At 37.7% G+C, this 8716-nt stretch carries 2 protein-coding genes; both read right to left on the bottom strand.

Translation table 11 applies throughout. From position 1 onward, the window contains the following. Positions 1–7874, bottom strand: a 7874-nt coding sequence (locus tag V7719_RS18670; protein ID WP_335731458.1) for an HYR domain-containing protein, incomplete at its 3' end; no start/stop codon positions are given. 406 nt (positions 7875–8280) lie between these two features. Next, positions 8281–8716, bottom strand: a 436-nt coding sequence (locus tag V7719_RS18665) for a T9SS type A sorting domain-containing protein (RefSeq protein WP_335731457.1), incomplete at its 5' end; no start/stop codon positions are given.

The following is an 8716-nucleotide window of genomic DNA, read 5'->3' as shown; positions in this document are numbered from 1 at the left end:
ATAGTTCCATTTTGGGCCAACATAAATTTATTATTGATATATACATTAGCACAACCGGTAAATTCTATAGAAGCTCCGTCAAATGTTTTCAAATTATCAATATAAATATCAGATTGCGAAAAGGTTACTGTAGCACCTTGCTTCACTGTTACTTTTCCATAGACAGAACCATTTAAGGTCACAGATGTGTTCGTATTGATGGTCTGATTTGGACTAGAATTATTCGATAAATTATTAGTCACAAAATTAGGGAATGGAATATTTGCAGGCTGATAAATAGGATTAAAAATAGTACTACCTTGGTTTAAAGTAATATTGGCAGCTCTACCAAATTCAGCAACTGTAGTTGCCTGATGTAATTTGATAAGTCCATTAGCATCCGTTGCGCCGATACCACCAGACTGTACTACATTAGAACCATGTAAGAAGACTTCTTCTTCAGCAAGAATAGTATATGCTGATAATAAGGTGCTTTCATCAAAAGGCGCTACAGTGTAAGTTGCAGAAGCAGTACAATTAGTTGCGGACGTTACTTCTACAGTAAATGTTCCACCTTGAGGACCAACTTCAATACTTTCTGTAGTTTCCCCATTAGACCAAAGATAAGAAGCAGCATTCGTAGTATCAGTAGTTAGTACTAATACGGCTCCTTGACAAAACTCAGGGAGTTCTTCAGGCGCATTAATAGTTACCGTTGGTATATCACCAAGAACAGTGACTAAGGCTTCACAGGTAGATATATTACCATTATTATCTGTTACCGTAAGCTCTACAGTTACTGGTGAACCAACATCTGCACATGTAAAGGCGGTTATATCTAAGGTTCTGCTGGCAATACCACAGGCATCATTAGAACCATTGTCAATATCAGTAATGGTGATACTCGCTTCTCCATTAGCATCCAATTGTACTGTTGCTGGTTTGCAAAGCGCAGTAGGAGGGACATTGTCTTCAACCGTTACTGTGGTTGTACAAGTTGATACATTATCATTATTATCAGTTACTGTAAGCTCTACAGTTACAGGTGAACCAACATCAGCACATGTAAAGTCAGTTATATCTAAAGTCAGACTTTGAATACCGCAGGCATCGTTAGAACCATTATCAATATCATCAGTAGTGATACTTGTGTTACCGCTGGCATCCAATTGTACTGTTAATGTTTGGACACAGATAGCTTCTGGAGCTACATTGTCTTCAACAGTAATACTGGCTGTGCAATACGCTAGATTACCATAGGTATCCTCAACTGTTAAGGTTACAGTAATGTTTTCACCAATATCTGCACAAGAGAACGCTGTTCTATCTAATTCAAGTGATTTAATATTACTACACTCATCGTATGACCCATTATCAACTTCTGCAGCTGTTAAGATTCCATTTCCAGAAGCATCTAATTGCACAGTTACTGCCTGACAAAGTGCAATAGGAGGGATATCATCATTAACAATTACATTAGCAATACAGGTTGATGTATTACCACTAGTATCTGTTACTAGGACCTCTACGTTATTTACGTTGGTAGTTATATTGATAGTATGACTACCTAAATTACCAATAATACTATTATCGAACTGTGTCCATCCATCTGCTCCATTACTATTGGATAGATTTCCAGCATTCACATCTGGGTTTCTGATTAGCGTTGTGCCATTCAATGACACTCCGGAAGAATACACAGGTAATATGTCTATAATGGCACCACTATTATTGTTTTTCAAGGCAATAGCATCATTTCCATCAAAATCTAATTCCGGTGTGTTATTTGCAACAACACCCGAAAAAGTTGAAGACGGGTGAGCTATTATTGCAGGAATCCCATCAGCGACGATTCCACCTAAAAAGTATTCGTCTATCACTCCAGAATCATTAGTAACGATAAGGCTATAATCTGATAAATCTATAGTTACACCAGTTCCATTATATAGTTCGATAGCATTGTCAAAACCAGGACCGTCTATATATTCAGAGATGATCAAATCATCTAAATCCCCATTAACATCGTCACAACTAAACGTATCTTGTGATAAAGTGATATCATATACTTCACAATTATCACCAACAAAATCATATAATTGATCAGGTGTAATGGAAAGTGATCCAATATTACTTAAGAATACATTCAATGTATCTCCACATTCAATAACAGGATTTATATTATCTTCAACGGTTACTGTTGCAGAACAATTAGATATGTTACCATTGACATCAGTAACAGTTACAGTAACTGTATTTGCACCACCTAAATTAGAGCAATCAAAGTCTGTTTGGCTAGCTGAGACAGAAGCAATACCACAAGCATCAGTTGGGAAAGTATTAACTCTCATATTAGACACCAAAACACTTCCTAAATCGGCTTCATCATTACTATCAGCACCAGGACCTTGAACTGTAAATCCATATTGAATTCTAAAGGCATCAGGATGCACATTGTACTGTACAGAAAAATCTGAGTTTGCTTCTAATGGATCATTTATTTCTTCTATAAAATCACCTGAACTATCGAATGTTCTAATAAACGCAAATGCGTTGTGCGCGCTGGTAAGTGTGTTCTCAAGAGTTGAACCACTGAAGCGTAACGGTGTATCAGTCGTATTATCAGACTCAATGTAAGTGCTTCCTTGTATATCTAAATTGGAAGCATTTTGTGATTGAAAATTAGGTTGTAACCTTAATTCATTTGGTCCATCAAAAGCAGAAGTGATATTAGCTAAAACATCTCCATAACCTCCAGTATAATTGCCATTTTCGAAGATTCCAACAAAGCCGAGCCAAGGATCACTAGATGTTAAATCAGAACCATTAATGATATCATAAGCATCAATGCTCGCCATACCATTATCATCCAACTGCACTGTAATGTCCAAACAACTAATTACTGGAGCTTCTTTATCTTCGACAATAACATCAAAAGAGCAGGTGGCGGTATTGCCAATACCAGCAGCCCATGCCAATGAATTAGCCATGATTAAGTCTCCATCGGTGTTGGCATCCCAAAGATCGGGACGGCTATCTGATGAAGGTGCGAAAAAGTTTAGTGATACTGTTTTACCATTGGTAGGCTCTTTATAAGCAATCAATGGATCGCCAGTTGACCAGTTGGCCAATAGGCTAGCTCCGGGTTGAAGTAAAAGATTGATAGCGCGGAAACTACTAGAACCACCATTAAAATTAGTAACACCTTGCATAATTGGATGAGATCCATTGATAATATTCATAGTGTGAGGACCTCCAGTCGCAAAGTCTGCTGGGTTAGCATCCAAAGGCATGTACCCACCGGTTCTGAAATTACCCTCGAGATCAAAAATATCCTGACCAACAGTAGTTGGAGACCATTGGGTGAACATATTAACAACAACGCCTCCTCCTGCATCTACATAAGCGGCAAGGACGTTACCAAGCGCTACCGTGTCAAAGAACGGTTCATCGTTCCAAACAAGTACCGCATCGTATTCTTGCAAGGTTGCCAAAGTAGGTGTTTGAATTTCAACATCAATGTCATCTACTGATTTAAAAACACCAGTAGCATTTAGTTTAGTAATAACTTCATCTTCCCAACGCGGATTAGAATCCGACGCTGACAATACGGCAACTCTAGGTTGAGAGCCCCCATTATCTGTAACCGTCCAAGTGACTGTGGTAGTTCCTAAATCGAAAACAGCTCCATCAAGTGTTGTACTGTTATTGTAATCATTTTCTATTGTTGCACCAGGGCAGTTATCCACAATATTAGTTGGATCAAATTCACCTCCTTGAACTTCATATGCACAGGTATTAGGATCGGTATCTTTAGTCTGGTCATCTACACAGGTAAAGGTTGGGTCTTCATTGTCTTCAACAATAACATTAAACATGCACGATGTTGAACCAACAGCATTTGTAGCCGTTGCAGTAACGATTGTTATTCCGACAGGAAATACTGTATTAGGATCTTGAGAATACGTAATAGTTGAAGCAGGAATACCAATGGTATCAGTAGCTTCAAAATCTACTACTGCACTACATAATCCTGGGTCTGTGTTTTGTGTTATATCAACAGGACACGCAATTACTGGTGCTATGCCTGTTACTGTTACTGTAAATGAGCATTCTTGAGTATTACTTGATGCATCTATTACTTGATAAGTAACCGTTGTTATGCCTATTGGGAATGTGGAACCATTTGTCAATCCAGCAGTTGGACTAGAAGTTATGACAACATTGTCAATACTACAGTTATCTGTTGGTGTTGGTGGCGTCCAAGACACTGTTACTCCATTAGTACTGGTCGCAATTAAACTAATATTTTCTGGACAATCAACCACTGGAAGTTCAGTATCGTTTACAGTCACTGTATATGAGCAACTAGCAGGATTTCCACCCGCGTCTACAACATCGACGGTTACAGTTGTTGTTCCGACAGGAAACTCAACGTTCTGGTAACCAGGAACAATAATCACCTTGCCTGTAGGATCTGAAACATATAGTTTTCCATCTGGTCCAAAGGTCAAGCCATCTGCACTATTTAAACTAATATTACCAGTAGTGACATCTTCTATAAATGCACCTGTAGTACCATCATAACTCAATACCTGTCCTGGGTTTAAGTTTGAAACATATAAATTGCCGTCAGGCCCAAATTCTAAATCTTCTGGCTGAAACAAGCCACCTGAAGCTGTTGGAACAAATGCATCAATAAAAACACCTGTTGCTCCATTATATCTTAATACTGAACTTGTTAATATACTTGTTACATATAGGTTTCCATCAGGACCAAAATCGAGTCCTACTGGAAATGATAACCCTCCAGAACTTGTTGTTACAAAATCTCCCATAAATGCCCCAGTCAGTCCATTATATTTTCTAACTGAATTATCAATTATAGACGAAACATAAAGATTTCCATCCGGGCCAAATACAAGTCCTGATGGTCGCCAATAATTACCTAAGCCTAAAGGATTTGGCACAAATGCATCAATTAAGGCGCCTGTGTTTGGGTTAAAACGTAATATTTCACCAGAAAAATTGCTGGCCACATAGAGATTTCCATCAGGCCCAAAATCTAGACCTCTAGGGAAAGCCAAACTTGTAGACCCACAAGGGCCTCCAATTTCCAATAATAAATTACCGGTCGTTCCATCGAATTTTTTAATAGTACCATAATAAAGATTATCATAAGGGTCAGGAGCATTTGCACAATCAAAATTTGAAACATATACATTGCCTTCTGGGCCTATAATTACCTGACGAGGCTGATTCAGGTCTTCAGTAAATATGTAATCTGTTGTTGTAATTCCATCTACAGTAACCGAATATTGTGATAAATTACAACTTTCTGTTATTAATTCACCTCCAAGCGTTACCGTTGCACTGCAAGCTCCTGGAGTGGTATTGACTACTATGTTTTCAGGACAAGTGATCACGGGCGCACTATTATCTTCAACCGTTACTGTGAATGTGCATGAGTCTGTTCCCACATCATTAGTAGCTGTAGCAGTCACTGTTGTTGTGCCTAGAGGGAATATTGTATTAGGATCTTGAGAATACGTAATAGTTGAAGTAGGATTACCAACGCTATCAGTAGCTTCAAAATCTACTACTGCACTGCATAATCCTGAGTCCGTGTTTTGGGTTATATCACCTGGACACGTAATCACCGGTGTGATACTAGGATCAAAACAGAATTTAAAGTTATCTACCGCTACATATTGAAAAGAACCTCCTATTTCGATTTCAATCTCATCAATATCTGTCATAGAATGGTCAACGCCACCTTCGGTAGCAAAATCCCAAAGATAAAATCCCTGATTGCTTCCAATTACAGTAGTAAAACCAGAAGATTTTGTAACGGTGTATAATGTAGTGCCATCTAGCTTTCCTCTAATAGTTACCGTTCCATCATTAGTAGGAAATGTTCCGTTTAATAAAGAAGAGACATATATTTCCATACTCCCCATTTTTACCATTTGCGTATTCGTAATGGCAATAGTATTAATATCATTGATACCTTGACTTGTAAGATTATCGATGTAGTGATCAGATCCACCTGCTCCGGCGTCAATAAATTCGTCTGCACTAAAAGAAGCAGCTCCCGAAGACCAAGGAATAGTATTAGTTGTCCATGAAAAAGTTCCATCTAAAAGACCTTCAAAAGTCTCTACATTACAGATTGAAGCTATAAATCGTTCTCCATCCAAGAAAGGATCGGGTGGCGTATTACCGCTAAGATCTTCAATATCAGTACCTGCATTGAGATCGAGTCTAAGACTTCCTTCCCCTGAGATACTATTTACACTTACCGTATAGGTGGTTCCTGAACCACTTAGTCCTGATATTGTCCCGGTAGCTGACCCTAATGCGGTTAGTGAAAAATCGTTAGAAGTCACATTGACAGCATCCTCATTAAAAACAACTTCAAAATTTACTGAAGACGAACTAGCTGGAGGATTTCCAATTAAATTTATGTTTTGTACAATAGGAGGTGAGCCTGCAGTAACTTCCTCACAATGTTCGAAATTATCCAATCCGACGTATTGAAATGCACCTCCAATAGAAATTTGTAATTCATCAATATTTGTTAGACTATAGTCTGCCGCACCTTCAGTAGCAAAATCAACTACGTAGAACCCGTTATTTACATTAAAGTCAATAGGAAACCCTGTTGTTTTTTGTATGGTATATAAAGTACTACCAGAAAGTTTTCCTTCCAAGGTCAATGTCCCATCATTTGTAGGATTTGTTCCATTAAGTATCGAAGAGAGATAGAAGTCAATAGCATCAACCGTGAATATCTCTGTTCCAGGTGTTGTGATGTTGTACACTTTTCCTGTTCCTTGATCAGCGTTGTTCGATAAGAATTGATCGGAATCTCCTGCGCCTCCATTATTAAAAAATTCTACGTTGAAGTTGGCAGTACCTGTAGTAAAAGTAACTCCATTTGAAGAAAATGAGAAATCATTAGCTGAAAAGCCCTCAAAAGTTTCTTGAAAACAGCGCGATACAATATGATCTTCACCAGATGTAAATGCAGCTACTGGACCATTCCCAAGTGCATCCTCTATATTATTTCCGTTAATGAGATCAATACTAATAGTCCCTTCACCCAAAATTGCGCTTACAGTAAGGGTATAGGCTGTTCCTGAGCCACTAATTCCTGAAATAGTTCCACTTGTCCCAGTGTTATCAACTATAAAGTCACTAGCATCAACCATAAAAGCGTCTTCATTGAAAGTGACAAGGAAATCAACCGATGTTGCTGTACTATTAGGAGTCCCTAAAACAGCAATACTCTGTACCTCTGGGGGGTCTGTATTTAAGACTTGGTTGTCGAATTCAAAGTTGTCAAGTGAAAAATATTGGAAGGCTCCATTTAACGTGATTTCTAACTCATCAATATTCATACTCGAAACATCACCAACTCCAGGTAATCCAGTAAAATCAACTAAAAAGAATCCATTATCCGCTCCAATTAAGGACGTAGGGTATGTTCCCGCTGCTTTTGTATACGTAAAAACCTGAGTGCCGCTAACTAGTCCTCTTATAGTTACAGTTCCATCATTTGTTGGATTATTTCCCGTAGCGATAGACGACGTATACATTTCCATAGATTCCATGGTAAATAGTGTTGCGCCACCTGTAATGCTAATAGAATATGTAGAATTTATTGCTGGTGCACTTAGATTATCTAAAAACCGATCTGAGTCTCCTGCTCCGGCGTTCGCAAATTCTGCTGAGGTAAAATTACTCGAACTCGTACTAAAGGTGAGACCCGCATTAGTCCACGAAGTGGATCCTAGAGGCAGAGGTGCTTCAAAAGTTTCTGTGCCCTGAGCATTGGTATGAATTGAAAATAAAAATAAAAAAGCAAAAGTGAATTGAAAGTAAAAACGTTTCATGTGTTTTGGTTGTTGGTTAATAGCATTACCAAAACATGAGTATAGACTTTAAAACATCTATTAAGAAAGATGCATTATGCGTTAATGTAAATTTACTGTAGATTGGGTTGGTTACAACAATTCTTTTATGAGAAGATGTGTTGATTAATAGCACTTTAAAGGTCACGTAATAATTTTGCTTCTGCAACTTTTCTTACGTTGTTTCGTAAGGTTTTCGTTACTTTTCGACGAAATGCTAAAAAAGAGAGATGAATTGAGAATTTTTATAAGTTTTGATTTTTATGATTTTAAGCCCTCAAACGGTGCTTGGTTAGGCTTTATATTTAATGATGATTTTTTTGTTATCTAGAACGCATAAAAAAAGCTCTACGGAAAGTAGAGCTTTTTAAAGTTTTAGATTAATACATTAATATTTCACTAGTCTAATAGTTTTTGAGTCATTAGCTTGTTGAATCTTAACAATATAGACACCAGCTTCAAGTTTGTTGCCAAATTGATATACTTTTTCTGGATCAAACGTGTTAGAGTGTACTAATTTGTTACTCATATCGAATACTTGGATTTTGGACTCTGTGTTCAAATCAACTGTAATTAGTTTCAAGTTGAATACTGTATCTGAAGGGTTTGGCCAAGATTCCACATCAAAACTATTACGGAATACATTGTTTTGGTTATTACCAGCTGGTGGTGGGTTTGTTGGTAAAGCACAAGGAGCACAAAGATCATCAGCATTCCATCTTACATTTTTATTACCATGTACTTTTCTCGCAATAAAGAGACCTATCATTTCGGTTGGACTACCAGCATTATTTCCGTTAGGACCTTTGGCTAATAATTCATTC

The sequence above is a fragment of the Psychroserpens sp. genome (assembly GCF_036960315.1).
GTDB lineage: Bacteria > Bacteroidota > Bacteroidia > Flavobacteriales > Flavobacteriaceae > Psychroserpens.
This window is presented reverse-complemented; position numbering and strand designations above follow the sequence as displayed.